The sequence below is a fragment of the Stenotrophomonas sp. LGBM10 genome (genome assembly GCF_046736075.1).
Classification (GTDB): Bacteria; Pseudomonadota; Gammaproteobacteria; order Xanthomonadales; family Xanthomonadaceae; genus Stenotrophomonas.
In genome coordinates, this window is the sequence record NZ_CP177163.1 from 225635 (window position 1) to 250555 (window position 24921).

Annotated in this window: 17 protein-coding genes; 4 read left to right on the top strand and 13 right to left on the bottom strand. The window is 67.7% G+C overall.

The window, feature by feature from the left end; genetic code table 11:
- Window positions 1–4: 4 nt before the first annotated feature.
- The 5 genes from ACLB90_RS00910 to ACLB90_RS00930 form a co-directional block, all read right to left on the bottom strand.
- Window positions 5–1702, bottom strand: a complete 1698-nt coding sequence (locus ACLB90_RS00910; RefSeq protein ID WP_411851201.1) for a T6SS phospholipase effector Tle1-like catalytic domain-containing protein — start codon at window positions 1700–1702, stop codon at window positions 5–7.
- Entirely contained in the window at window positions 1699–2214 is a 516-nt protein-coding gene (locus tag ACLB90_RS00915; protein WP_411851202.1) for a DUF3304 domain-containing protein, read from the bottom strand. The genes ACLB90_RS00910 and ACLB90_RS00915 overlap by 4 nt, the downstream gene beginning before the upstream one ends.
- Before the next feature lie 70 nt (window positions 2215–2284).
- A complete protein-coding gene (locus tag ACLB90_RS00920) occupies window positions 2285–3142 on the bottom strand; it encodes a DUF4123 domain-containing protein (RefSeq protein WP_411851203.1) in 858 nt (285 codons plus the stop codon).
- A gap of 3 nt (window positions 3143–3145) precedes the next feature.
- Window positions 3146–5953, bottom strand: a complete 2808-nt coding sequence (locus ACLB90_RS00925) for a type VI secretion system Vgr family protein (RefSeq protein ID WP_411851204.1) — start codon at window positions 5951–5953, stop codon at window positions 3146–3148.
- A 136-nt stretch (window positions 5954–6089) separates the two neighbouring features.
- Window positions 6090–6710 carry a decarboxylase gene (locus ACLB90_RS00930; protein WP_411851205.1) on the bottom strand — a complete coding sequence of 207 codons (621 nt, stop codon included), beginning with the start codon at window positions 6708–6710 and terminating at the stop codon, window positions 6090–6092.
- A 195-nt stretch (window positions 6711–6905) separates the two neighbouring features.
- Between ACLB90_RS00930 and tssA the strand changes: the two genes are divergently transcribed.
- On the top strand, window positions 6906–7967 hold the full coding sequence (gene tssA / locus ACLB90_RS00935) for a type VI secretion system protein TssA (protein ID WP_411851206.1): 1062 nt from the start codon (window positions 6906–6908) through the stop codon (window positions 7965–7967).
- Window positions 7968–7987: 20 nt separating this feature from the next.
- On the opposite strand, the gene ACLB90_RS00940 is transcribed toward tssA, so the two are convergent.
- The 6 genes from ACLB90_RS00940 to ACLB90_RS00965 form a co-directional block, all read right to left on the bottom strand.
- Window positions 7988–8773: an OmpA family protein gene (locus tag ACLB90_RS00940; RefSeq protein WP_411851207.1), complete on the bottom strand. Its 786-nt coding sequence runs from the start codon at window positions 8771–8773 to the stop codon at window positions 7988–7990.
- A 2-nt stretch (window positions 8774–8775) separates the two neighbouring features.
- Window positions 8776–9759, bottom strand: coding sequence for a type VI secretion system-associated protein TagF (tagF, locus tag ACLB90_RS00945; RefSeq protein WP_411851208.1), 984 nt, complete (start codon window positions 9757–9759; stop codon window positions 8776–8778).
- Complete coding sequence (gene tssM / locus ACLB90_RS00950) at window positions 9756–13496, bottom strand: type VI secretion system membrane subunit TssM (protein ID WP_411851209.1); 3741 nt, start codon at window positions 13494–13496, stop codon at window positions 9756–9758. Before tssM ends, tagF begins: the two co-directional genes overlap by 4 nt.
- 17 nt (window positions 13497–13513) lie before the next feature.
- The gene (locus tag ACLB90_RS00955; protein ID WP_411851210.1) at window positions 13514–14944 is read right to left on the bottom strand and encodes a hypothetical protein; all 1431 of its coding nucleotides are present in this window, start codon (window positions 14942–14944) and stop codon (window positions 13514–13516) included.
- A 59-nt stretch (window positions 14945–15003) separates the two neighbouring features.
- Window positions 15004–15264: a PAAR domain-containing protein gene (locus tag ACLB90_RS00960; protein WP_026070970.1), complete on the bottom strand. Its 261-nt coding sequence runs from the start codon at window positions 15262–15264 to the stop codon at window positions 15004–15006.
- A 105-nt stretch (window positions 15265–15369) separates the two neighbouring features.
- Entirely contained in the window at window positions 15370–16281 is a 912-nt protein-coding gene (locus ACLB90_RS00965; protein ID WP_411851211.1) for a M15 family metallopeptidase, read from the bottom strand.
- A gap of 250 nt (window positions 16282–16531) precedes the next feature.
- Between ACLB90_RS00965 and ACLB90_RS00970 the strand changes: the two genes are divergently transcribed.
- The 3 genes from ACLB90_RS00970 to ACLB90_RS00980 are packed head-to-tail and all read left to right on the top strand — an operon-like array spanning window position 16532 to window position 18799.
- Window positions 16532–17212: a hypothetical protein gene (locus ACLB90_RS00970; protein ID WP_411851212.1), complete on the top strand. Its 681-nt coding sequence runs from the start codon at window positions 16532–16534 to the stop codon at window positions 17210–17212.
- A gap of 16 nt (window positions 17213–17228) precedes the next feature.
- Window positions 17229–17732 (top strand): DUF3592 domain-containing protein, encoded by a 504-nt coding sequence (locus ACLB90_RS00975; protein WP_411851213.1) that lies wholly within the window; start codon window positions 17229–17231, stop codon window positions 17730–17732.
- A gap of 59 nt (window positions 17733–17791) precedes the next feature.
- A complete protein-coding gene (locus ACLB90_RS00980; RefSeq protein ID WP_411851214.1) occupies window positions 17792–18799 on the top strand; it encodes a formylglycine-generating enzyme family protein in 1008 nt (335 codons plus the stop codon).
- Window positions 18800–18845: 46 nt separating this feature from the next.
- Here ACLB90_RS00980 and ACLB90_RS00985 read toward each other — a convergent pair whose 3' ends face one another.
- Window positions 18846–21770, bottom strand: coding sequence for a DNA repair protein (locus ACLB90_RS00985; protein ID WP_411851215.1), 2925 nt, complete (start codon window positions 21768–21770; stop codon window positions 18846–18848).
- Between the two features lie 43 nt (window positions 21771–21813).
- The gene (locus ACLB90_RS00990) at window positions 21814–24705 is read right to left on the bottom strand and encodes a type VI secretion system Vgr family protein (RefSeq protein WP_411851216.1); all 2892 of its coding nucleotides are present in this window, start codon (window positions 24703–24705) and stop codon (window positions 21814–21816) included.
- Between the last annotated feature and the right edge of the window lie 216 nt (window positions 24706–24921).

Here is a 24921-nt window from a genome sequence, read left to right on the forward strand (position 1 = left end):
GCGGTCACGCCGGCTCGGTCTGTTCCTGCGGCGCGGTCGCGCCTTCCACCACCTCGCCGGGTTTGTACTTGGTGTCGCCGAAGTACAGCACCCGCCACTGCGCCAGGTTGCCGATGAACCAGTGCGAGATCGAATCGTGGCCGTAGCCATCGAAGAACGTCTCCACTGCCTCCGGCAGGAGGGTCTTGTTGTCCCACGCATCCAGCATGGTGCGTTCGGCCAGGGTCAGCGTTTTGCCGCGCTCGCGCTTGCGGCGTAGCGCCACCATCTTGCCGACCAGCGTATCGGTCTCACTGGCCAGTCCCTTGCGCTGCTTCTTGACCTCGCCCAGCGCGTCGCTGCGCGCGCTCAGTGCATCGGAGGCCCGGTTCCACTCGGCGATCTCCTCGCTGGTCATGCTCGAGGCGGCGTAATCGTTCCCATACGGATCGCGCAGCCGCATCTTCTCCCGCCGCAACGTCTTGACCTCGTCTTCAAGCTGCTGCTGCCGCTGCGCCAGGCGCTGCATCGAGGGGAGCTTGTCGCCCCGGGCGACACGCACCTTCAGCCAGCGATGCAGCAGCTCCATGTGCGCGGCCTGCACGTCTTCCATGCGCCCGCGCTTGATCCGCACCGCCTGCAGGTAGGCGTTGTAGGCCGCCTGCAGCTCCGGATCGGTCTTGTCGAATTCGGTCCGCACCGGCGACGGCAGGCGGGTCACCGGGTTCAGCAGCACGCCACCGGCCAGCGCGATGTCGTACATCTCGTTGAGCGCGAAGCGGGCAATGCTGTTCTGCCGGCCCTGGTGCTGCGGATCGTAGCCACCGCCCACGTCCGAGTGGACGCCCGGGTACCAGATCTCCTGGGTGTTGTCGGGATAGCGGGCATCGTCGCGGGTGGAGTCCAGCGGAAACTGGCCGCGCAGCTCGTGCGCGGCGGTCATGTGCACCGACTGGACCACCATCTGCGGAATGCGCATGCCCTCGCCCCAGCCATTGTGGCCGTTGCCCGCATTGACCGCCGCGTGCGCCAGCGACGGCCATACCGACACCACGGTGTCGTACAGGCCGACGAAGCCGATGCGGATCGGGGTCTTGTCGCGGTACAGCCAGGTGCCGTCGGGCTGTCGCTTGCACAGTGCGACCAGATCGCGGACGAAACCCCGCGCCTGCGCCGCCCCGCGGGAGAAGCCGAACACGGCCACGTTGAGGATGACAATGCGCATCGAGGGCGGCTGCTGCTGGATCTTCATGTCCAGCTCTTCCAGCGCGTAGTCGATGCGCTCGCGCCCGCCCTTGCCGATCGCCAGGCCGAGCATGCCGCCGGTATCGCCCACTTCCGGGCAGGGTGTTCCCACCCCGGCGACGTAGGTCGACACCACGTTCGAACGGCCGTCGATGCGCGCACTGTACAGCCGCGCGATGTTCGACAGCGCCCGCTCGGATTCGGCCTTGGCCAGCTCGGCGTCGCGGTTGTTGCCGGTGCCGTCGAAGTAGACGGTGAAGTGCAGCGCCTGGCTGCAGCCGGTGGTCGCATCTTCCTTTTCGGGCAGCGAACAGCTCTGCGCGGCCTGGCGCTGCTGCCGCTCGGCGTCGGTCATCGGCCGGGTGCCGCGTGCCAGCCGCGCGGTGCGTGCGGTAGGGTCGGCATCGGCCACCGGCTCGGGCGAGCCGGGCTCCAGGTCGACCTGGCCGGGAATGGCGGTAGGGTCTTGGGCCGTCATGGGCGTGCTGCTCCGTCATTGGCGATGTGGCCCTTGGGCAGCACCTCGCGGCGGGAATCCCAGTAATCCTTCGAGCGGTCGATCAGTTCGGCCTCGACATGGCCGTCCTGGTAGAAGTGCAGCAGCAGCGTGCGCGGGTCCGGCGGGTACGGCTGCCGGACCGTCACCACCGCCGAACGCGGTTCGCGTGGGCCCACGGTCTGGTAGGTATTGGTCGCAAGGTCGTAGCGGTCCGACAGCTCCCACTCGACCCGGATCGACAGCGGCTTGTCGTGCTTCGGTGCCAGCGGCCCCATCACCGACCCGCCGTTGGTATAGGCCGATACCCCGCCCATCCACCTGCCGTCCACGCGCACGTCGTGCAGGTAGCGGTCGCTGTAGTTGAAGGCGAACAGCGTCAGGTACGGCGAGCGCGGCTTGGGTTTGGCCATCGCGCGCGCGCAGCCGGCGCTGGCTGCGGCCAGTACGATCACGGCCACGACGATCCACAGCAGGGGTTTGTTGCTCAGCATGACGACTCCGCGACGCAGTGGGCGGCGCGATGCGCGCGCCCGGTTGACGGTTGAATGATGCCCGGTGCCATCACCAGCTCTCCTCCATCGGCCACACCGCGTCGCCGATCTCCTTGGCGCTGCGCCGCCCGTCCGCGAAGTCGCGCAGCCGCGCCTGCCACTCCGGGTCCTCGCCCAGGTCATCGCCGACCAGCAGCGACCAGGTGCAGACCATCACCACCCGACGGCTGTCTTCGATACCGTATGCGGCCGCCACGGCTACCGCGTTGCGCAGGAACGCGTACCAGTTCGCCGACGGCAGCCGGTCCAGCAACTCCGGGTCGGTGAGCTGGAAGTGCTCGATCAGCGTGTAGGGGTACGCAGCGTCGATCAACGCGTGGCGCTGCGGTGCCTCCAGCGTCCACGGCAGGGCATGCGGGTCGCGTACCGGGCAGTGCAGTTCCAGGGTGTCCCACTGGTGATCGTGCGTCACGTAATGCCAACGCTCGCCCACGGCGAGAAAATCGCGACGCTGCGCATCATCCAGCGCCTGCACCCACCACGGCAGCACCCGGCCATCGTAGAAGCGTGCGATGAATTCCTTGCCGTTTGGATACCGCGCATCCAGACGGCGCGCGAGCCGCTGCGCCAGCTCCGCGCTCTCCAACGGCGATTCCAGCAGCGTCAGCGCGCCAAGCGACTGCACGTCCTCCTGCAGGCGCGGCAGCGTCTCCTGCAGGTCCAGCGCCTCCGGCAGCGGAACCAGATACACCGAGGTATCGGCACTGCCGTCGGCCAGCAGGCCATCGAACAGCCGTGACGCCGCATACGGCAAGCGCTTCAGCACGGCCTGGGGCCGCGCGCATTGCGCACCGTCCAGCAGCAGGTAGCGGCGGAACGCCGCATCCAGTGGCAAAACAGCGGTGCAGGGAAACCGGATGGGCAGCATCGCTCAGCCCTTCGGCGTCAAAGGGGCGGCGCGCTGCGCAGCCAGCAGCAGGCATTCCTTGCACACCGACTGCGGGAACACCGGCAACGGATAGTTGCCGCTGCCGCCGGGCAGGAACGATTTCTTCGCCGCATGCACGGTGATGTTGCCCGGCGCGGTGAAGGTGATGTTGCCGCCCTCGATGGTGACGCTGGCGCCGCCCGCCGTGGCCACGTGCACCGTGCGGCCTGCGGCCAGTTCCACCGCCGCCTGCGCGCTGGCCGCCCGCAGCGCAGCCTTGGACTGCACGCGGAGGCTGTCGTTCTGCGCCTGTACCTCCAGCGGGCCCAGGCCTGCCACCATGCTCAGGGTAGTCGTCTGCGCCCCCTGGCCGGTACGCGCCGCAGCCAGCACGCCGATGGCCTGGCGGCTGTGCCAGCGCGACTGTCCCAGCACGATCGCCTCGCTGGCCAGGCCGCTGCCCAGCGTCAGCGTCTCGCCCAGGCTCCAGTGAATGGACTGACCGGCCCGATGCATCACCCCGCCCGGTGCGGCAAGCCCGAGCAGGGGGTCGCCGGCGTGCGGCACCCTGCCCTCGCCGGCCGACCCGTCGCGGTCGCCGGCGGCGCCACGCGCGTCGGCGAAGGTATCGCCAGGTACCGTGGCGCGGGCGCTGCGCAGTACCGCCTCGAGCGGCGCGGCGTCGTCAACCAGCTTGGAATGCCGCGGCCGACCCACCCCCTCGGCACTGGCCAGCTTCACGGTCAGGTGCGTGCCCGCCGCCTGCGCAAAGGTGGTTCCAAGCGTCTGCAACTGGCTCAGCAACGCCACCGGCGCGGACACGGTGCCGGCCGGCGATGCCGCCCCGCCTGCATACGCGCTCAACCACAGGCCGGCGCGGCTGCGCACGCTGCCCCAGGCGTCGCTGCGCAGTTCGAAGCCTTCGCCGCGCAGGCTGCCGCGGAAGTTGTCGGCCTGGTGGATCAGGTGCCCCAGCGTGAGCGCGCTGCTTGCCTGCGTGGTCGCCAACTGCAGCCGCAACTGCGCGTCGCTGTCGTCGAACAGCAGGCGCGAATGCCCCTCGCCGGACCACTCGCGCGACTGCACGCCCCACAGCGCGCCGGGATGACGGTGGGCGTCGTCGCCGGCCGCAGCGGCGTGCCACGCCGGCGCCTGGCCGCCGCTGCGGTTGCCCTGCGCACTGGCGATGCGGTCGGTCGCCTGCGCGTAGGCGCTGGTGTCGGCGTCGGCGGGTTTGCCGCCGGGCGTCGGGGCAACCCCCGCCTCGCCCTGCCCGTTGTAGAGGCTGCCCACCACGACCGGCCGGTCGATGTCGCCTTCCAGAAATCCGACCAGCACTTCCTGGCCAACACGGGGCAGGAACTGGCTGCCCACGCCCGGGCCGGCGTATCGCTGCGCCACCCGCAGCCACGTGCTGTCCTGCGCCGTACCCGCGTCGCGGCGATCGGTCTGGAAATGGAAGCGGACCCGGACCCGGCCCAGGCCGTCGGCGTGGACCTCCTGCGGCCCACCGCCACGGGATGCATCACCCACCACCACCGCGGTCTGGTAACCCGGTGCCAAGGGGCGCGGATTCAGTCGTGCGCCGGTCTCGTCCTGCAGGATCGGGCGCCACACCTGGTCGCGCGCCACGGCCGAAAACGTCGCCGCGAAACCATGCCGGCGCGCGTCTTCCCACAGTGGCGCCGCGTCGGATCCGGATGGCTCGGCCGGCCCGAGGGCCGCCTCCAGCGCGTCGCGGGCATCGGCCGGCAGGTTGTTGATGCCGGCCAGACGCAGCGACACCAGCAGCAGCGCCGCCGGCGCGTCGCCCGGCAGGTCGCGCAGCTGCAGCCAGTGCCCGGCGGTGGCGCTGCGCACTGTGCTGCGTCCCTGCCAGCCATTCCAGCGGGCCTCGCTGGCCTGCGCCATCAGGCCGGCATAGCGATCGGCCTCATGCCGATCGACGAATGCATAGGCGCCGGTCGGATCGTAAATCTCACGCTCGCCGCTGCCGCCGCCTTCCAGCGGAACGCCGGCGCCCAGCGAGCGCACGGTACGGTAATCATCACTGTGCAGCGTCAGCGACTGCGCGCCGAGCTGGCGCCGCTGGCCCAATGCCTGCACCGCATCGTTCTGCTCGGTGCCATCGGCGCGGTGGAAGCGGATGCCGCCACTGCGTGCGCTCACCACATCCTGCGGCTGCACGCCGCTGTCGGCAAACAGCACCAGTGCGTGACCCCCACCGTCGCCGTCATCGTCGTCGGGCTGCACGCGCCAGCCGAGCCCTTCCTCGGCCAGCAACCGCTGCACGAAATCGAGATCGCTTTCGCGGTACTGCACGCAGTAGCTGCGTTGGCGCGCGCCCTTGAGGAAATCGGCAACTTCTTCGCTCCAGCGCCAGGCCACGTGGCCCTGATGCGCGGCGAACACGCTGTCCACGATCTGCTGCAGGGTCTGGTCCTGGAAGACGCGACTGTGGCGCGTCTGCGCCAGCCAGCAACTGGCATCGCACAGTGTGATGCGGTATCGCGCCAGGCCGCCATCGGCACCGAGCAGATGTGCTTCGGTCACCACTCCGGTGCGGCTGTGCATGGCACCATCGGCCAGCCGCGTCTGCAGGCTCGCGCGCGTGCCCAGCCAGGACTCCAGCGGGAGATCGGCCTGCAGCGACAGGAACGTCACCTCATGGCGAAATCCCTGCGACAGCTGCTCCTGCCCGTGCCACTGCTCCACCACCACATCCGGCGCGGTCGGCAGCGAGAGTTGGTACAGACGCTGCTCACCCGACAACCGGGCCGCCTGCGTCATCAGGTTCCGTATTGCATCCATGGCTCACCTAGTCGTGCACGCAACGGGCGCAGCCCGCGACGCTTCCATCCCCTGTGGATACGACGGTAGCAGATGCCAATGACAGACGCACGCAAGCAAGACGCCGCCTGTTAAAGCGGCGTCAATCCAGGCTGTTTCAATACGTTCCGTATGGAACTTCGACAATCACCGGCTTGCCGGGCTTGCCCACCGGCCGCAGTGTGAAACGATCCAGCGCACCGTCATCATCGGCGAACGTGGTCGACTGGAACTGCAGCGTGTAGGTGTCCGTGCCGACCCTCACGTTGCCTGCCGCATCCAGCGTGGCCGACGGTGGCAGCAGCAGGCCGCCGAGGTCGCTGTAGGCCTCTGCCGCATCGAAATAGGCATAGGTCTGCAGGGCCCCCTCGCGCTTCATCTCATACACGCGCGGCTCGTAGGGACGGCTCTCGTTGGTGCCTTCGTTGAGCACGTCCGACACCCACACACCCGGAAGGCGGTAGCGCTGTTCCAGAGCGGTCGCATCCAGCCGCTCGCTGGTGACCACCATGCAGCACACGGTCCGCTTGCCCTCGCGGTCCAGCACGGCGAAGCGCGTGCCCTTGGCGGTTTCCGCCGGCAGCATCGCGAAGGGAATGTCCTCCAGCGCAGGTTCGGCGCCGTTCTCGGAGTGGAGGTTGCGCCAACCGCCAAAGCCCTTGGCGTCGGTCGTGGCCTGTGCGGCGGCATCCAGGCCGGCCACCAGCCCCAGCGCCAGCAGCAGCGCCTGTGAAATCATCCTTCCCTGCATATCGGCGACCCTTCCCCGGTGTCAGTATGTCTGCGGTTGCCCGCCGCCCGCATAACGGGCGCGGACCTTCACGGTGCGTGCACTATGCACCGGCACCGCTCGCCAGGCAAACACCCCGGCCCGGCCATCACCCCGTGCGCGAACGCAGGCTAGAATCGGCGTGTTCCCATCACGAGATTTGCCATGCTGGATCAGGATGCCCTGCTGGCCCCCATCGCCGACCACGCCCCCGCCGGCGAGGACCTTGCCTTCTCCCCCGAGTTCGACCGTATCCAGGAAAGCCGGCGCGCCGACGACCCGACCCTGGACCAGGGCGAGTGGCAGACCGACATCAAGTACGCCGACTGGTCCAGCGTCGCGCGCGAGTGCGCCGACCTGCTGCAGACCCGCACCAAGGACCTGCGCCTGGCCGGTTGGCTGACCGAAGCGGCGACCCAGGTCGAAGGCTTCCGCGGCCTCGCCGTGGGCTACCGCGTCGTGGCCGGGCTGTGCGACCAGTACTGGGAGGTCGTGCACCCGCAGGCGCCGGACGACGACCAGGAAGAGCGCATCGGCAACCTGAGCTGGCTGCTCAGCAATTCCCTGCAGTGGCTGCGCAACGTGCCGATCGTCTCGGCACCGCAGGGCCGCTTCACCCTCACCGATTTCGAAGTCGCGCACGCCCGCGCCAGCAACGGCGGCGACTATCACGACGACCGTCCCGGGCTGGAACAGCTGGAGGCGGCACGCCGCGATACCCAGCACGAGTTCTACCGCCAGTTGGTGGAAATCCTGCCCGAATGCGCCGATGCGCTGGTGACCCTGCAGGCGGCCGTGGACAACCGGCTCGGCCTGGACGGCCCCAGCTTCAGTGCGGTGCGCGAACAGATCGAGCACATCCAGCGCACGGTGATGCGCTTCGCGCGCGATGCCGGCGTGCTCCTCGACGGTGAGGTGGTCGAAGAGCTGGACGCCGAAGACGCCTTCACCGCCCAGGCCGGTTCCGGCGATGCCGCTGCGCCGTCCGCACGCGGCCCCGGCGGCGCGCCAACCACGCGCAAGGAAGCCCTGCAGCAACTGCGCCAGGTGGCCGAGTTCTTCCGCCGCACCGAGCCGCACAGCCCGGTGGCGTATCTGGCCGAGAAGGCGGCGCGCTGGGGCGAGATGCCGCTGCACGTGTGGCTCAAGCGCGTGATCAAGGACTCCAGCGTGCTCGACCAGATGGAAGAGATGCTGGACATCAACCAGAACCTCGACGGGCAGTAAGCCCGTCGAGCGGTACGCGTTTACTGGATCTTGAACTCGATACGACGGTTGCGCGCGCGACCGTCCAGGCTGGCGTTGTCGGCCACCGGCTCGTCCGGACCCTTGCCGACCACGTCCAGATGGTTGGCCGCAATGCCCTTCTGCACCAGGTAGGCCTTCACTGCCTGGGCGCGCGCGTGGCTGAGCGCCAGGTTGTTCTCGCGCTGGCCCACGTTGTCGGTGTGGCCGATGACGACGAAGCTGGTGTCGCCCATCTGCACCATCTTCTCGGACATCTCGTCCAGGATGCGCATGCCCAGCGGGGTCAGCTTGGCGCTGCCGCTCTGGAACTCGATGATGCGGTTGGCCAGCGTCTGGTCCAGCAGCTTCTGCTGCGAGCCCACCTTCAGCGCGTTGGTGACCGTGTAGGACGTGTTGCTGGCCAGGCTCAGGTCGCTGGCAACCTGCTGGCGCAGCGCTTCGTTGCCGACTTCGCCGCTGACCCGCACGGACTGGCCGTTGATCTCCAGCTTGCCCGGCGACACCCGCTTCAGCCCCGGGTTGATCATGCCGGCGACGTACTCGCCCCAGTTCGGCGGCGTCGCGATGGACTCCACCTGCACCCGGTCCACAACGCGCTCGGCACCGTAGACCTCGCGCAGGTTCTTCAACAGCCGGGCCTTGGTGGCCTGGTCGGGCACCACCCCTTCGATCACGACCGGGCGTTCGGTGGCAGCCGGCGCAGGCGCGGCCTGCCCGGCAGCGGGTGCCGTGCCGATCGATGCCAGCGCGGCCAGGAGAAGGACAGAAGCAGAACGAAGGCGCATGGTCATGTTCCCAGGAAAGTCTCGCCGAACAGGCTGCGCGCCGTGCTCAATGCCAGGTCATCGCGGTCCAGGTAACTGGCGAAGCGATTGAGGTTGTAGTCGCTGTGCAGGTAGTCGTCGACCCACTCGGCCTGCTGCACGCGGATCAGGAAGTCGCCGGCTTCGGCCGGGTCCAGCACCGCGCGCAGCGCATGCCGGTCGGCACCATTGAAGCCCACCACCATCGTCGGTGCGGCATCGTTGCGGATCAGCACCGCCAGCTCGAAATCGCCGCGGGCGACGAAGCAGGACACGATATCCAGCCAGAATGCCGCCACCAGCGGCCGGTACAGCGGGTCGCGTACCAGCGGGAACACCAGTGCCCGGTCCACGTTGACGTCGCCGCCGCTCAGTACCGGCTGCAGCAGCAGCCCAAGGGCGGGCAATGCCTGCTTCAGCGCGATCTCGGGGTGCCCCGCGTCGCGCAGCAGCCGCTCCATCGAGCCGATCGTCTGGCCGTCGAGGAAGTCACGGAATGTGGCGTTGTACGCGCTCGGATCGGTGCTGATGCTGAAGCGCGCATCGGCCAGTTCGTTCAATGCCGGGCCGGCGTCTTCGTCGCTGAAGGCCTGGCGCGCCATGCGCGACAGACCCGACCACGCGTTGGACATCGCCAGCGGGCTGCGGCCGATGAACGGCAGCGGCTCGGCGGCCTCCAGGCGCACCGCCGACAGCAGCGGGAACCGCCGCTGCGAGGCGTCGCGACTGGCCAGGAAGTGCCCGCACAGCACCAGCTTGCTGCGCGATCCGAGGAACGCATAGTGGATCTCGGGCGAAGCATCGTAGACCCGCTTCCAGTCCGGATTCTGCGCCAGCAGCTCCACGCTCTCACCCGCCCAGCGGTCCAGCCAGCCGAGCAGCTGATGGTTGTCGGCCGCGCGCACGAAATCGCCGCGCGACGGCACCTTGCCGAAGTAGGACACCCCGGCGCTCACCGCGCGGCTCATGGCGTACCTCCGGTCGACTGCGCCGGGGCGGTCGCCGCAGGCGTACCCGCAGCAGCCGGCGCGGGCGCGCCCGGCGCGGCCGGTGCAGCCGCCGCCGGACCAGTGCCAGCCACGGTCTGCGGCAACTGCAGACCGCGCTGCCAGTCGCCCCCATCGGCCGCGGCACCGGCGCGGCGCACCACGCGCATCTCCACCGTCACCGCCACGCCGTCCGCACTCCAGGTGATGCGGCTGCTGCCACCCTCCAGGTGCTCGTACTGGCCTTCCTTCATCAGGCGGCTGAAGCCGTTGGCACCGGCGGCGTTGAACACCTCCACCGTGCGGCCGTCCGGCGCCACCGCCGTGACCTTGGCACCGGGCACCTGGCCCAGGTTCGGGTACTGCATGGTGGTCCACTGCGGCGGCGTGTTGCGGTAGCGCAGGGTCTGGCCGTCGATCTCGATGGTGTACTCGATCGCGCCCGTCGCCGGGGCCGGCAGCAGTTCGAAGATCGTGGTGTCCTGCGATGCCGCACCCGCCGCCCCGCCGCTGACCCAGTTGCCGTACTTGGCCACCAGTTCGTTGGACAGGGTGATGCCCATGCCCGCCCAGCGGCGTGCTTCAAGCAGGTTGCCGCGCTGGATCACCAGGGTGCCGAGCGCGTCCTTGTTGAACGCGGCAATGCTGCCGCTGGCGCCGAAGATCGCCGCGATGTCGCTCGGCGCGGCATCCACGTCGGAGTTCAGGTTGAACGGATACTGCTGGCCGATACGCGCTTTGAACGGCTCATACACCTGCGCGCCCCAGCTGCGGTTGACCTCGCCTTCCGTCGGCTCCACCAGCGCCATGAAGGTCTGGGTCAGCGGACGCAGCAGCAGCGGACGCAGCGCATCGCGCTGGGCCGCATCCAGGCCGGTCAGCACCTGCTCGTCCACCAGCGCCAGCGCCACACTGAGTTCAGAGCCTTCATTGCTGAAGGTGTCCTGCATCAGCTTGCGCGTGCCCACGCCCAGCTCGCCCTGGCTCTTGATGTTGTTCAGGCGCGCACGCAGCTTGCCCAGCGTTTCGAAGTAGGCGTCGATCACCGCCGGCTGATCCGCACGCTTGACGGTCAGCTTGGCGATGCCTTCAAACGCCTTGCCGATCGGGCCCACCGGCTGCTGCTGGACCGCCGCTTCCGGGTCCTTGCGCAGGATGGTCTTCTGGAACCACGCCACGAACCCGCCCTTGGCCTTCTTCGAGCGTGCCTCGGCGGCCGGGTTGTCCCAGATGGTCTGCTCGTTGATCTTCTCCAGCAGCAGGCGCAGCGGCGAGTTGGTGGCGTCGCCCAGCGTGTTGATGCGCGCGGTGGCCTGCTCGAAGGTATCGAACTGGGCGATGCTCAGCCCCTGCATGAACTTGGTCCACTCCTTGGCGTACTCCTGCTTGTACAGGGTCACCAGTTCACGCGAGATGTGCTCCGGGCTGCCAGCCAGCGACAGATCGCTCTGCTCGGTGGTATCGAGCACCCAGTCGGTGGTGCTGAGCTGGGTGTTGGCCGCCTCGTTGATCGCATCCTTTACATAGTCTTCCCACGCCTTGCGCGAGAAGGCGCCGGAAATCGCGTAGCTGCCGGTGATCAGGCGGCCGTTGCGCTCCTCGCCAACCAGCGCATCCACGGTCACCGTGGGGAACCGGGCGCCGGCACGCGCCTTGATCTGCGCGAACACGCGCTGCATCGCCGGCTGGCCCTTCATCACCTTGGTCAGCGCCTGGCGGCTGTCGCTGACCAGGGTCACCTTGTTCTGGATCTGCGGCCAGTCCGGATCGGCCGACTGCGCCACGTAGAAGTTCATCAGCTTCTCGGCCGCCCGCACCATGTCCTCGCGGCTCATCTGCCCACGGTTGCCGTCCAGCCAGTTGCGCCAGAACAGGGTCAGCTGCTGCGACAGGTGCGCACTTTCGACCTGCTTGCGGTTACCCAGCATCAGGTAGGTCTTGAGCGCGTTGTAGGCGTCGTTGGTGCTGGTCGGCGATGCGTTCTGGTACAGCACCTCGCTCTCGGCCGCCGCCTGTGCGCCCTGCCCCAGCTTGTCACGCTCGGCGACCACCTGGCCCAGGTACCCTTCCAGGCTGGCCACGGTCGGATCCAGCATCACCTGCTGCATGCCGTGGTAGTACTCCTTCATCAGCTTGGCGCGGATGTTGTCGCCTTGGTACAGGCCCAGGCTGGTGGTGATGCCGCCCTGCTTCTTGTACCGGTCCAGCTGTTCCATCCGGTCCTGCAGGAGCAGCAGCGCGTCGATGCGCGACTTCAGGTCCACCCGGTCCTTCTGCACCCGGACGGCCTGTTCCAGGTCCTTGGTGGCATTGTTCACCAGCTGCACGTTGGTGGTGTACGACCACGTCCAAAGGCCCAGCGCCAGGGCCAGCACGCCCACCGCGCCAAGGAACACGCCATAGCGCAGGCGGTTCTGGTGCGGGCTGGAATACTGCCGCACCAGTTCCTTGTCCGAGAAGATCACCTTGCGGAACAGGTCCTTGAGGAAGAACGCGGTCTGCCCGGTCGGCGCGGCATCGGTCTCGGCACCGCGCGAGGACAGCGAGAACTGGCGGCCAACGCGCTCGGACGCGTGATGGACCGAATGCCCTTCCTGCAGCGCGCTGCTGAAATAGAAGCCGCGGAACACCGGCTTGAACTGGAACGGATTGTCTTCGAACAGCGTGGCGATGAAGGTCCGCAGTGCCGGCTTGATGCCGACAAATTCCAGCGGCAGCGTCAGCAGCCCCGGCGAGACGTCCCGCCCGCGCTGCATCGCCATGTGCGCCAGGCTCATCTCCTTGATGCCTTCGGCCAGCTCATCGAAATGGGCATCGAAGGCGGTCAGCGCATCGCTCTGCGCCTGCACGTCGAACGGCAGCGTCGCGCCCCACACGCTCTCGCGCTCGGACGGGTCCAGGTTGCGGAAGAACTCGCTGAACCCGGCGATCAGATCGGCCTTGGTGAACAGCACATACACCGGGGCGAACACTTCCAGCCGCTCGGTGATTTCCTGCACGCGCTGTCGCAGGTTCTTGGCCAGCTCGATGGCGAACTCCGGCTTGCTGCCCGACAGCTCGGCAATGCTCACCGCGATGATCACGCCATTGATCGGCGCGCGCGGCCGGTTCTTCTTCAGCAGGCCGAGGAAGGTCAGCCACTCCATGCGGTCTTCGACACTGACCGAGTACCGGCCCGCCGTATCGAGCACGATACCGGTGGTGGTGAAGTACCAGTCGCAGTTGCGGGTGCCGCCGATGCCCTGGATCACGTTGCTGCGGTTGTCCTCGAACGGGAACTGCAGCCCCGAGTTGAGGATCGCCGTGCTCTTGCCCGCCGCCGGATTGCCGATGATCACGTACCACGGCAGCTCATACAGCGCCGCCTTGCCCTTGAGCGCCCCCAGCCGTGACGTCTTGATCTGCTTGACCGCATCCATCATGCGCGAGCGCAGCGCTTCGGTGTCGGCACGTTGCGCCGGTTGCGCCGCGGCGACCGCCTGGTCGGCCTGGGTCTGCACCATCGCTTCCACGCGCTTGGCCGCCCGCCTGGCGAGAATGCGCTTGATCACCCACACGATCAGCGCCAGCAGCAACAGCGCTGCCAGCACCACTGCCACCCAGATGCCGATCTGCCGCGCCTCGGCCGCGCCGAAGTACGCCAGCGACCCCGCGCCGATCAAGCCGATCACCATCCACAGGCGATAGTCGCTGAGGAAGAACCTGAAATTACTCAACATCATCTAGGCGTCCAGGGTTAGGCCGGCGACAAACTGTCGGCCGACGGGTCATGCGAAGAAGGGAAATCCACCAGCGCGGCCACGCGCTGGCTGGGCGCGGACACGCCGAGAATCAGGGCCGCGCTCTGCGCAGCCACTGCATGTGCATGGGCCAGCGTCATCAGCGCCAGCGGCAGTACCGGCCCGAGTTCACCGGCGCAGACCGGCAACGCGAGCGCCTGCCGGCCGATGTCCAGATCCGGGTTCACCGCCGTGGCGGCGGCCGAGGCATCCACCGCCAGCTCGCTGCGCTGGTCGGCATCGTGCAGGACCATCTGGACCTGCTCCGGCGGGACTGCCAGGCCGGTCAACAGGGCGCGCCCGAGCGCCTCGCTCTGTCGCCTGCGTTCGGCCGCCACGGCCTGCGGCGCCAGGTCGATCCGCTGCGGCCGCCACAACCGGGGCGTTTCAGCCGCAGCCAACGACGGCGTGGCAAACAGTACGCCCGCGGCACCTTCGCCGGGGATCATGCCTTCCTTGTTCTGCCGGTGCAGGATGCGGTTCTCTTCCAGCCACGCCGCCACCACGCCCGGGTCGATGGCCGAGCTGCACGAGAGCAGCAGATACCACTGCGGCGTCCCCTGCCCGACCGCGTCGGCGATGCGCTGCACACGCGACCAGACCTCTCCCGCATCCGCTGCGATGCCGATGTCGACGGTGAAGCGCCGCGCGTCCAGGCCACTGGCCTCGGCCCGGCCCTGCAGCCACTCGGCGCAGAAGCCGCGCACCGACACCGACCAGTCAACCGGTACCAGCAGTTCAATGGCCAGCACCGATTCCACCACCTGCTCGTCGCGACGACGCAGGCCGGCCACCACGCGTTCCTCGGCCACCTCCAGTTCGGGCAGCGCGAGCAGCGCCTGTGCCAGCAGGCTGTCGGCCACCGGCTCAAGCAGCGCCATCGCACGGCGCTCGGCGGCACGCGTGTCGAACGCGCCCATCTGCGCCTTCAACACCCGGGTATCGTCCAGGTCGGGGGCCGCACACATCAGCAGCGGCAACCCGTCACGGTCATGAAAGCGTCCGTCCAGGCCCGGTCGCGGCAACGCGCCCACGGCTGCCAGCAGGGCATCGGCGTCCATGTCCACGCCCAGCCGCATGTCCGTGGCCAGCACGGCCACCGACGACGGGTGTGGTGTCGCGGTGGCGGCCGTCACCGTCGCGCCCGCCGGAGCGTCCGCAGCGGCCGGCGCATCGGCCGCGTCCACGGCCTTGTCCAGCATCGAACGCCCGGCATTGCGCAGCATGAAGCCGGCGCTGCTCAGGCCCACCGGCAACAGGCCCAGATACGCCAGCATTTCCATGCCGGTCGGTACCGTGCCGCTGTTACGCCAATAGAAAATCACGCTTCCCCAGGTCACCGCGAACACCGCGATCACCGAAAACGCCTTCCCAAGTATCCCGGACATCTAGCGTCCCGCTCCCTGAGTCATCGAACCATCCTGTTCCGTCGAACCGACGCTGCCTGTCAGTTGATGCCTGTCGTTGCCTGCGATGCGATCAGCGTGGCGCCGCATCCGGTGCGGTCTCCATCGCGCGCCACCGGATTGCCGTCAATGATCACCGTGGCGTCGCCACTGACGATGGTGGTCGGCCCATGCGCCGCACACACCGCCTTGTCGCCAATACGCGCCACCGGCTTGCCGCCGATGTCGGTTTCGGCCGCGCCGCTCACCACCGTGCCACCGTGGCTCAACTTATCCCCGACTACAACAAATGGTCGTGACATCAATCATGCTCCTTGATTGCGTGCGCATCCGGTCATTCCATCGCCCCCTGTACCCCCAGGCGATCCGGATCGTCCCGCAACGATACCAGTAGACCGCCGAAAGTATCACCCTCCCGCCAATTCAGCTTTCTTGGCCGCACGTGCCGCGCGGCAACGCTGCGACATTTCCACGTGCACATAATCCTTGATGCTGCGCCAGTTGCCGCCCCACTCCAGCCCCGCCTGTTCGGCCAGTTCGCCGTAAAGGAAATAGGCGCGCTTGGTCCACGGGTCGCCCATGTCCCATTGCAGCTTGCCGTCACGGATCGGCGCGCTGTCCACGCCAAGTCCATACTGATGGCAGCTCTGCCAGGCGCCGGCACGCGTGGCCTTGCCGCCGCTCATCAGCTCGGCCTGGCGCTCGGGGCTGCGGTAACCTTCGACCAGCACCATTTCATAGCCATATTGTCGGCGCATGACTTCGTAGATCGCCAGCACGCGCTGCTGCAGATCCGGATCAATCTGACCCCATTTTCTGTCGGCCGTCACAATTTCAGGTCGCGTGCGACGGATTTCTTCCGTCGTGAAGACCTCCGGCGGCGGCGGCGGCGGCGGGGTCAGCCGTTCACCGCGCAACAACTGGGCCACCATCGAACCGGACGCCGACAGGTCGTCGCCCTGGAATTCATCGAGCACCACATTCTGCCGCGTGATCAGAATCACCAGGGGCGGGATCGACAGCAACAGCGCCGCTGCCGCCAGCACCGGCCAATGCCGTCGCAGCGCCCCGTGCGCCGCGCCCAGCTCTTCACGCACCCCGCCCTGTAGGCGATCGGTACGCTGCGTTACGCGCCGACCCGCGCCGCTGGCGGCCTGGCCAACGCGACCGAACCACCGGCCAACGTGTGCCAGCACGCGGTCGAAGGCGTCGGGAAACATCAGCACCCAGCACACCATTGCCATCACCACCAACAGCACCACCGCTCCTACGACAATGACGACCACTGCTGCTCCCTGAGATACGCTGTTGACGGCCATGCCCCAGTCACTAGAATGGGGCGGTTCGCTTTCGGCAGACGCCGACCCAAACAAGGGCTGGATGCACTTGAATAATGGCGGAATAAATCGACCAAGTCTGCTCTCAGGGGGAGCGCAGGCGAAGAGTCCGGCAGCAAGTTCTGGCCGGATCCTGGCTGACATGGAAGGACGGCCGGTGGCCGGCGCCGCACGCGCCGCACCCGCAACCGGTGCCCGATCACGTCGTTGGCTGTGGCTGTCGCTTCTGGCGATGGCTGTCGTCGTCGTGGCCGCATTGGCCGCCTGGCGGATGACGACCGGCACCGGCACCGAAGAACCGATCGGCTACTCGTTGCCTCCCGAAAGCAGCGCGGACGCAACGGCCGTACCGGCACCCGACGCAGGTGGCGCGACCATCGTCGACGCGGCGCCGGCGCCGGCCGACGCAGCGTCCGGCACCGCATCTGCCGCAACCGGCGCAGGCAACGATGCCGCAGATCCGGCGACACCCGCGGCCGGCGCCGCCGTGGCCACCGCCACCGCTGCCGGCACCGCTGCGAGCAGCGCACGTCCGGCCGCACCCGCGGCCTCCGGCGCGGCCATTGCGCGCACCGCACGCGACAAGTCCAAGGGCGACGAGAACCTTCTCGGCACGCTGCTGGGCATCATCAAGGAAGAGGACAAGCCAAAGGCCAAGGCCAAGGCGCAGGCCAAGCCGGAGTCGATGGATGCGTTGATCGCCCAGATCCAGGCCGACGAACGCCAGCAGGATGCCGACGCCAATACCGCGTTCGACAGCATCGGCGGCAAGAAGTCGACCGCCTCGACCAGCTCCAACATCCAGTCGCAGCTGCGCCGCTGCCCGGGCGCGAACACGCTCAAGGGCATCGACTGCCGCCGCAAGGTCTGCGCCGCGGTACTGGGCAAGGATCCGGCCTGCCCGGCGATGTAAGCGGCGCGTCACGCGGATGAATGCACTGCGCCCCGACGGACGCTCCGACGAGATCAGCGTGCACTGGCTGTGGGCCACGCTGCTGGCCATCGGGCTGTGCATGCTGGCGTTGACCGCCTGGTTCGCGCGCGAGGAACTGCGCTTCCGCGCCGCGTCGCTCAGCGCCAACGGCGAGGTGGTCGGCGTGGTCGACGTCTGGTCGACCGACCGCGACAGCGATGGCCAGCGCCGGCAGTTCTACTGTCCGCGAATCAGTTTCATTGCCGAGGACGACCAGCCGTATCAGTTTGTCAGCGGCCAGTGCAGTTTCCCCGCCGACCATGCCACCGGCGACACGGTGAAGGTGCGCTATCGCGCCGACGCACCCGACGAGGCGCGCCTGGACAGCACCTTCGCCGACTGGGGCCTCTCGCTGATCTGGGGCGGCCTCGGTCTGGTGCTCAGCGCGCTCGGCGTTGGTCTCGGCGTGCTGTTGTGGCCGCGTAAAAACGTGCGCGGAACGCGCAGGCGCGCACGCTGACCTGACGCGTCGCGCACCTCCGCATCTGTGCGCCAGCATTCACATTGCCAGCAGGCTGCTTGTTACTATTCAAGGCATTACTGTCAAAGGAACCTGGCATGCTTTCCAACCGCACCCTGATGGCCGCATTGCTGCCGATGACACTCATCCTGGGGACGGCTGCGTGCCACGCCGATGACGGCAAGGCGGCCGCCACGCCGGCAAAAGCGTCCACCGCCGATGCGGCCAAGGCGGTCGATGCACTGAAAGCGAAAACACGCGCGCAACTGGTCCGGATCCAGGGTGGCACGTTCCTGATGGGCGATTTCGGCCCGCAGCACAACGACGAGAAACTGCCCTACTCCGGCGTCACCGACGATGATGTACTGCGCAAGGTGACGCTGGACGATTACGGGCTGCAGGCGCGCAAAGTGAGCTTTGCCGACTTCGATGTGTATACCGATGCGGTGGGCAAACCGCGGGTGGCGCAGAGCGAACTGGATCGGCCCTTCCGCACCCTGCCCGACATCGCGGCAGGCGTGAGCTGGTCCCAGGCCGTCGCGTACTGCGAATGGATCGGCAAACAGATTGGCACCCCGATGACGCTGCCCACCGAAGCCCAGTGGGAGTATGCGGCGCGCGCCGGCGGCAAGATGCGGGTGTACGCAACCGATACGGGTACGCTCGATGACGGGCGCAACCTGTCCAGCATCGCCCAGTACGATGCCTTCGCCGACATGCATGGCACGCGTTCGCGAACCAGCTCGCTGGGGGCGTTCCCGCCGAACCCCCTCGGTCTGTACGACATGGTCGACCACGGCTATGAGTGGGTCGCCGACTGGTACGCCCCCGAGTACGATCCCAGCCAGACCCGCAATCCGCGTGGCCCGGCCTCGGGCACCGAGCGCGTGCAGCGCAGCAGCACGGACCGTGCCGCCGATCAGCTCTCGATCACGTCCATGACCTTCACCCGCAATCATCGCGTGCCTGAACCGGGCCCGATGACCGATGGCGAAGGCAATGTGCTGGAAGGCAATCCCAATCCGAATGGCGGCAACGGCTTCCGTTGCGCGACCGCAGCACGCTGAGCGTGCAGACCGGCAGGGAGGCTGAGCCTCCCGGCCGGCACCGGCATCAGGCCATCATGGTGGTGTCGTCGCGATTCAACCAGACGTCCACCGGATCCATCATCGCGAAGGTCGGCGATTCGCTGCCATCCAGCGCAGCCAGCTGCACCGGATCGTCGATGGAGTTGAGGTAGGCCACCTCGTAGCCGCGCGGGAACTCCTTGAGCAGCGCGACGCGCTTCTCGATGTACTTCTGCAGATAGGAGTTGCCCAGGTCCTTGGGCTTGTCGCGCGACAGCACGTTCATCTGCTTGAACACCGCCGGCAGATCGTTGTTCAACGACCAGCCGTAATCCAGGAACCGCACCACGTCGCCCTCGGCCTTGCCCGAGTCGGCGCGTCGGCGGCCGTCGATGGTCATGTGCTGCATCACGTTTTCCCATTCCGGGCGTGTGGTGATCGGCAGCATCACGTTGAGGATCGCCTGCTTGTGTGCCGGCAGCGCATGCACCTGCACGTCGGTCCAACCCACATCCATCGTCGGTACGTTGCGGCTGTGCGTTTCGACGTAGTGGCGGGTAATGGCGTACAGCAGCATGCCGCGGGTTTCCGGCGTCGCGTAGACCAGCCACTCCGGCTTCTGGTTGATGCTGTCCACCAGCTTGGAGCGGGCCTCGGCGCGCTCAAGGCGTGCCTGCAGCGAATCGAACATGGCATTGACCGTCGCGAACGACTCGGTCAGGTACTTGCCGACCCTGCTGTCCTCCGCAATGACCATGAACAGGATCTGCGACAACGCCTTGAACGCGTCCTGGGCGATGTAGGTGAGCGCCTTGAAGCCGGCATGTGCCAGCTGGTAATACACCCACTTCACGAATTCGACCATGCCGCCGGCATCGACCGCGAAGTCGACCGCGCCCTTCGCACCAAGCCCCCAGCACAGACGGGCGGCCGCCTTGATGCGGAACTTGCCCTTGGCGTAGTAGATCACCAGCTGCGCCTTGGCACCCGCACCGGCACTGCCGGCGATGTCCACCGACAGCTTGGCGAAGCTGACCGGCTCACGGCGATCCGGCGGCAGCCAGCGCAGATCGCCGGAGGGAATGATGCCGCCTTCGATACCGGCGAAGACTTCGGCGTTGATTTCCACACCGGCTTTGCTGCCCTTCGGCGCGCCTTCGTTCTGCCCCATCGGCACCACGCGCGCCGGGTCCAGGTTCGCACGCGGCAGGCCGTGGGCGGTGTCGAAATTCTCGGACATCGAATCGCCGCGATCGCGCGGTGTGGGCGTTGCGGTCGGCTTGCCACCTACGTAGGTCAGCTCGGCAGAACCCACCACCGACGCCTTCGCGCCGAGGAAGCCGTACAGCTCGCAGGCCACCACGAATACGATCGCGCCCAGATCAATGTTCTGGAACTGCATCTGCCAGCCCTTGGCCGAGGGCACCGAGTAGGTATGCACCCACTTGGCTTCGAGCAGCACCAGCTTGGCCGACGCACTGCCCTGCGCCTTTACGCTGGCCGTCTTCTTCTTCGGGTCCCAGTTCGCCTCGGCGCTGGCGCCGGCACCGGCGACGAAACGCAGCCACTGCGCCGAGCTCTGCACCTCGTAGCTCTCGCTCTTCTTGACCGTCTCGGCAAACTCGTTGCCGGCCACTTCAATGAAGTCGAACACGTACGGGTCGGTCTTGACCTCCTTGCTCACCTTCGCCGCCGTGGTGATCTTCTTCAGCGACTCCATGAACTTGGCGCGGTCGAAGTCCTCCTTGCTGTACGGGTCATGCTTGGCCTTGTTGGACGCGGTGGTGTTGCCGGCCTTGACCTTGCCTGCCACGCCCATGTCCACCTTGATCGGGATGCCCTTGACCCGACGCCGCTTGAGATCCTCGTACTTGGCCTTGGGAATGTAGCGACGCCGCATGCCCATGCGATCCTTGACCCCGCCGTTACCGGTGGTGCGCCCCTTGTCGTAGGTCTCGAAGGTCACCAGCTCCTGCAGCTCGGTCAGCTTGTCGAACTTGTCGTTCAACATCTTCGCCACGTCATCCTCGGCGATGCCCAGCGCCTTTTCGGCCGCCTTGACCTCCTCCGGACTGCGCCCCTGCAGCGCCAGGGTGAGCTTGTCGCGGGCGCGATGCAGCCCGGCCATCGTGTTTTCGATGGTGCCGCTCAGCGCTTCGAACTCTTCCCACTCCTTGGGCCCCAGCAGCAGCATCTCCTCGGCCTGCGGGTTGAGCACCGCCGGCGCACTGACCTTGCCCTGGATGTTCGCGGTACGGCCATCCTTGGGTTCGGTGGAGGCGATCTGGCTCTTCAGGCCCAGCACGTACTTGGTGACCTGCTGGCCCTTGATCAACGGCACGAGCAGTTCGGTGTTGCGACCGGATTTGCTGCCCGGCAGGGTGAACTTGAACTTCAGCGGCTGGTTGCAGGTGATCCGCGGGGTCATGCCGTCCTTGCCGGTGCTGCCCTTGACCGGCTTGCGCGCCGCATCCAGGCCGGCCACTTCGTCGCCGTCCTTGTTGCGCATCACCGCCTCGTACGGCGCGCTGGCAATCGGCGTGTTGTTGGCCTGCATCTGGAAGAGCACGCGCACGTAGGGCTGCAGCGACAGCTCGCAGACCACCGGCGCCATCGTGATCGCGTTGGTGCCGATGCTCAGTTCGTTCTTGCCACCGTGCACCGGCTTGGAGACCGGTTTCAGGTCGGGCTCGGCCCACTGCTGCAGGTCGTAGTCCCACACCTGCAGGGTGAAGCGCAGCAGGGTCGGCGCCTTCATCGGAATGACCGGCGCAATCGGCCTGACGCTGGTCAGCGGAAAGTAGCCCTGCTTCTGGCTGTCCACGTTGAGCGTGTAGCCATTGGCGTCGGTTGCGCCCGTCGCGACCTGTTCGCGCCCCGGCAGCTGGAGGATCCGATAGCGCACCTTGGCGGCGGGATGCACGCCACGGTTGCCGTCTTCGTACGTCAGCCTGAAATTTCCATTCGCCATATCATTCTTCCTGGAGGTGTCCGGCGGGGGCCTTCATGGCCACTCAACCTTCTTCGGGAGCGAGGTAGTAGCCTTCGTGCTGCTGCTCGTCCTCGCCAACGATCAGATGGATGGTTTCCGGGCCCGCGGTCATCACCTGCTCGGTCTCGCCCTGGGCATTGGTGGTGCCCTCCTTGATCGTGCCGTCGGGCATCAGCAGGGTGTACGGCGCATTGGCCATCATCTTGCCGGTGTAGTCGCGCAGCACGTACTTGAGCTTGAAGGCTTCAGCGGTGTTGACCAGCACCACGGAACCCGGGACCGATGCCGGCCCGGTCCACTCGCGCTGGCTGGCCTTGAACTCCACCTTGCCCGGCGCGCCCAGCTCGATGTTGTCGCCCTCGATGCGCAGGTACGCGCCGGCCGCAGTGGCCAGCACGTGCTTGGCCGGCGCCGACACCAGCACGTCTGCCTCGGTGCTGGCGATCTTTACCGCGGTCTTGGCCGCCAGCTGCGCCACGTTCTTGTGCGCGCGGGCGCTGACCTTGCCCTGTGCGGCGTGCAGCGCGATGCCGCGTTCGGTGTTCGGGCTGTCCGCCTTGGCCTCGTTGCCGGCGGTGTACAGCACCAGCCCGCCGGCTACCGCCAGCGTGATCGAGCCCTGGCTCAGCCAGTTCAGCGCCACTCCGCTGGCGAGCGTGGTCTGCGTGCCGCTGACCCACACCTGGTCGGCTGGGGTCAGGCTCATCACACCGGCCACGCCGCTGCCCATCAGCGTCGGCGCGTCCCAACCGGGCGCCTCGCCATCACCGCCCTGGATGCTGCCGGCCGGACCACCGCTCTGGATGCCGCCCAGCTTCTCCTGCAGCTGCAGCAGCGCCTGGTGCGCCGGCAGCTCGCTCGGTTCCTGCGGCAGCATCGCCTGCTGGTTGTGGGCCGATTCGTTGAGGGTGGCCACCAGCTCGGTGCTTTCCTGCAGCTGCGCCATCGCCTGGTTGGCCGCCAGCTGCGGCTCGCCGCCTTCGGTGCTGAGCAGCAGGCCCTTGCCCGCGCGCAGCGCACCGAACGCCTGGCTGGACAGCTCCGCGCCGAAGCCGCGTTCGGCCTCGCGTACGTTGTCCTCACCGCCCTTGAGGTGGCCGAGGGTCAGCGTGGTGGCATGTTGGGTGGTGGACAGCTGCGCGCGGCCCTGCCCGGGCGTGTCGTCCAGGCGCAGCTGCTGGTAACCGCCCGCACCGCCCTGGCTGTCGGCCAGCGCCTGGCTCTTGAAGCCGGTGAACACCGCGCCGTGGTCGTTGCCCTCGAACCAAGCGGCGGCATTGCCGGTGGCCTGCGCGCCGCCGCTGGCGACCTGGTTGTGCGCCGCCTGGTCCTGGCCGCGGCCGTTGTAGACCGCACCCACCACCACCGGGCGGTCGATGTCGCCCTCCAGGAACGCCACCAGCACTTCCTGGCCGCGCCGGGGCAGCACCACCCCACCCCAGTTGTCGCCGGCCCACGGGGTCATCACCCGCACCCACGTCCAGGCACCGCCGTTGGCCGGGGCATTGTCGTCACCGCCCGGGTGCGTCTGGCCGGTGCTGGAGGCACCGCCGCGCTGCCACGGGAACTGCACCTTGATGCGATGGTCGCGGTCGGACTGCAGCGGCTCGCCGTCGCTGACCACGATGGCGCTGAGCGTGCCGGTGATCGAGGGGCGCGGGTGCAGGCGGACGCCGTGGCCGTCTTCGGTCTGCGGGCGATACACCACGTCGGCGGGAATCACCACGAAACGGTTGTCGTAGAAGGTGGACGTCACCGCCTGCGCCGGTGCGGCGGCGGCCAGACCGGCCAGTGCGACCGGCAGCGCCAGCGGCGCCTGCGCGACCGGGCCGAGCTGCTGTTCGAGCGCGTCGAAGATGTCCGCGTCGAGGTTGTTGCGGGCCTGGTGCTGCACCGACAGGCACAGGAAGGCCGTGCCGGCGTCCACGCCGGGATGCTGGCCGAGCTGGAACTGCGCGCCCGGCACCAGCTGGCGCCAGCTGCCCTGCCCCTCGATGGTGTGCGCGCGCACGCGCAGTGCATCCAGATGCTGCTGCGCGCGACGCTGGCCGCGGGCGTTGTCCTGCCAGCCGTATGGGCCGCTGGTATCGATGTCTTCGCCGGCCGCGCCGTGCGCGGTGTCGGCTTCGGCGCTGGCCTGGCGCAGTTCAAGGGTGCGGTAGTCCCAGCTCGCACGCGCGACCTTGGTCGTGCACCAGCGCCGTGCGGTGGACCACTGCTGCACGCTGTCGGTGCGCTCGGTCACATCGCTGCGATGGAAACGGACCGACCCGAGATCGCGGGCGCCCTGGTGGTTGTCGGCCAGCACCAGCGTATGCGCGCCCAGCCGGGCGTTGCCTGGGTCGCCGGCATGTTCGAACCAGTAGTAGATGCCTTCCTCGGCAAGCAGCCGTTGCAGGAAGGCCAGGTCCGACTCCTGGTACTGCGTGGTCAGGCTGCGCTTGGCGTACTGGCTGCGGTCGGCCAGCGACCAGCGCCAGGCCGGCACCAGACCGGCATAGTCGGCGAAGATGTCCTCGACGATCTCCACCACGCTGCGGTCATGGAACACGTAGCTGTCCACACGCTGGGCCAGGAACGCCAGCCACGGCTGCAGGCGCAGCCGATAGCGCGCGAGGCCGCCATTGCTGCCCAGCCGCTCCACGGCGGTGACATGCCCGTGGAAATCGCGCGTGGCGCCGGTGGCCTGCATCTGCAGCAGCACCGGCTGCCCCAGCAGGTCATCGGGCGGGAGCTGGGCGTCTACCGACAGTGCGGTAACGTCCAGCACGAAACCAGCGCCGTCGATCTGCTCGACGCCGCTCAGCGCTTCGGCCACCAGCACATCGCTCCCCAACGATGTGTTCAGTTGCAGCAGGCGCTGCGTCTGCGCCGGTGCCGCGAGCGCGGCGATTATCTTGGTTACCGAATCCATGGTGCTCCCCGCATTCAATTGTCCAGCGACATCTATCGTCTGGTTTGATTTTGATCGACAGCATAGAACAGGACTCTCCACGCGATCTTCACCCGTCAATCCTTGCAGGTGTTCTCACGTGGATCGCTTTCAAATTGTGATTTAAATCACAATTTACATCCCATTACCGACGAACGACGCCGCCGCAGTCTGCCTGCGGCGAGCGCCTTGTCGCCT